Consider the following 547-nt stretch of genomic DNA (forward strand, 5'->3'; position numbering starts at 1 on the left):
TCACCGGCGCCGTCCACGATCGTGGTCTCGTCCTTGGTCACCACGACCTTGCGGGCGCGGCCGAGCAGGTCGAGGGTGGCGTTCTCCAGCTTGAGACCGACCTCCTCGGAGACGACCTGACCACCGGTCAGGACGGCGATGTCGTTCAGCATGGCCTTGCGACGGTCGCCGAACCCGGGCGCCTTGACCGCGACCGACCGGAAGACGCCCTTCATCTTGTTGACCACCAGCGTGGCCAGGGCCTCGCCCTCGACGTCCTCGGCGATGACCAGCAGCGGCCTGCCCGACTGGACGACCTTGTCGAACAGCGGCAGCACATCCCTGTTGGCGGCGATCTTGCCGCTCACGATGAGGACGTAGGGATCGTCCAGGACGGCTTCGAGCCGGTCGGAGTCGGTGATGAAGAGCGGGGCGATGAACCCCTTGTCGAAGCGCATGCCCTCGGTGAGCTCAAGCTCAAGGCCGAAGGTGTTGCTCTCCTCGACGGTGATGACGCCTTCCTTGCCGACCTTGTCCATCGCCTCGGCGATGAGCGCGCCGATCTCGG

General features: G+C 66.2%; 1 protein-coding gene. It reads right to left on the reverse strand.

Annotated features, from left to right (window positions below):
- Window positions 1–547 (reverse strand): TCP-1/cpn60 chaperonin family protein (locus ABEA43_RS67975; RefSeq protein ID WP_345581688.1); only part of this gene is annotated, 547 nt, incomplete at both ends.

The sequence above is a fragment of the Nonomuraea rosea genome (genome assembly GCF_039539705.1).
In the GTDB taxonomy this organism is placed as follows: Bacteria; Actinomycetota; Actinomycetes; order Streptosporangiales; family Streptosporangiaceae; genus Nonomuraea; species Nonomuraea rosea.